Source organism: Aminobacter sp. P4_H6_2 (genome assembly GCF_056400805.1).
The window spans coordinates 1-1,523 of record NZ_JBFUKO010000924.1 but is presented as its reverse complement, the minus strand read 5'-3'; the positions used below and the strand labels follow the sequence as shown (position 1 = coordinate 1,523).

Here is a 1,523-nt window from a genome sequence, read left to right as displayed (position 1 = left end):
GCCGAGGATCACCTCCTTGATGGTAATCCACATGGCCACCAGCATATAGCCGCCGGAAAGCAGGTTTTTGGCGACGAAGACGATGTCGGCGCCGGTCTCCCATGGACCCGGCAGGATGATTGGCGAAACCACGCCCAACACATGGATCAGCTGCCACAACGCGATGAAGCCGAACAGCAGCCCGGCCATGGCAATGGAGCGGGGAATCCGGTCTATGAAGGAGACATGTTCGGTCCAGATCGTCTCCGGACGCTGGTCCTTGTTGTCAATTGCGACCATTACAGGAAAGCTCCCTTGTCGAGCCTTGCGCGGATGCGGCGCACATACTCGCCAAACTTCGGATCTGTCATCATGTCGAGCGTCCGTGGCCGTGGCAGATCGATCGTGACCRCTTCGACGAAATTGCCAGGCCGCGGCGACATGACATAGACCGTATCGGACAAGATCACCGCTTCTGGAATGGAGTGCGTGACCAAAAACGCGGTGGCGTTGCGTTCCATGCAGATGCGCTGCAGCTCCATGTTCATGAAGTCGCGGGACAACTCGTCGAGCGCGCTGAACGGCTCATCGAGCAGAAGCACGGCGGGCCTGGTGATCAGCATCCTGCAGATCGCCGCGCGTTGGGCCATGCCGCCGGACAATTCGTTCGGGCGCACGGCATCAAAGCCCTTCAGCCCGACAAGATCGAGCAATGCCCGCGCCTCGTCGTGCATGGCCCGTGCCGCCTTCTTGCCGTCGCGAATCTCGATCGGCAGGACGATGTTTTCGAGTGTCGTGCGCCACGGAAATAGCGTGGCCTGCTGGAACATCATGCCGATATCTCGGCGCGTGCCGGTGACCGGCGTGCCCTCCAGATAGACACTGCCCTCAGTCGGCGGCAGGACACCCGCCATGATCTTAAGAAGCGTGGACTTGCCACAGCCGGAGGGCCCGATGACCGAGGAGAAGCTCCCCTCGGTCAATGTCAGGTCGACCCGGTCGAGCGCGTGAATGGAGCGGCGCGCGTAGCTTTTCGCCACGCCGCGGAGCTCGTATACGGGCCGGCCTGGCAGGCCGGCCCCGTCGAATTCGGATCGCTGAAGTGCGTTCATTCGTTCCAAGCTTTCACGAAATCATTCGTGTAGGCCGCGTTCAGGTCGTCAAGCGGCTTGGCCAGAGCACCCGTCGCCACCTGGCTTTCATGCCACATCTTCCAATGCTCCGGCGGCTGGTAGCCATAGCCGTTGGACAGGTCGAGCGGCGTGACGCGATCCTGGATCGCGGTCAAAAGTGCTGCTGCGAACTTTGCGTCCTCGCCTTCCTGGGGATTGCCGGCTGCCGCATGGGCGAGCACGGCATCCTTGTTGGCCGGATCTAGGCCGAACTTCGTTCCCTTGACCAGCGCCTTGCCGAAGCCTTCGATGACTTTCGGGTTTGCCTCGAGATAGCTGCGCGTGACCGCCCACCCGTTGCCGAAGAAGGCCAGGAATTCTTCCGGAGTGATTTCGCGCAACGGGATGCCGCGCGCACCGATGATCGCCGCG

General features: G+C 61.6%; 1 protein-coding gene and 2 pseudogenes. All 3 read right to left on the bottom strand.

The features are described 5' to 3' along the window. Positions 1-279: pseudogene (locus tag AC1DUU_RS31715) on the bottom strand (hypothetical protein); the annotation flags it as partial. After that, positions 279-1,019: an ABC transporter ATP-binding protein gene (locus AC1DUU_RS31710; RefSeq protein ID WP_476787265.1), complete on the bottom strand. Its 741-nt coding sequence runs from the start codon at positions 1,017-1,019 to the stop codon at positions 279-281. The pseudogene AC1DUU_RS31715 and the gene AC1DUU_RS31710, both read right to left, overlap by 1 nt. A gap of 68 nt (positions 1,020-1,087) precedes the next feature. Continuing rightward, positions 1,088-1,523 (bottom strand): annotated as a pseudogene (locus tag AC1DUU_RS31705) (ABC transporter substrate-binding protein); the annotation flags it as partial.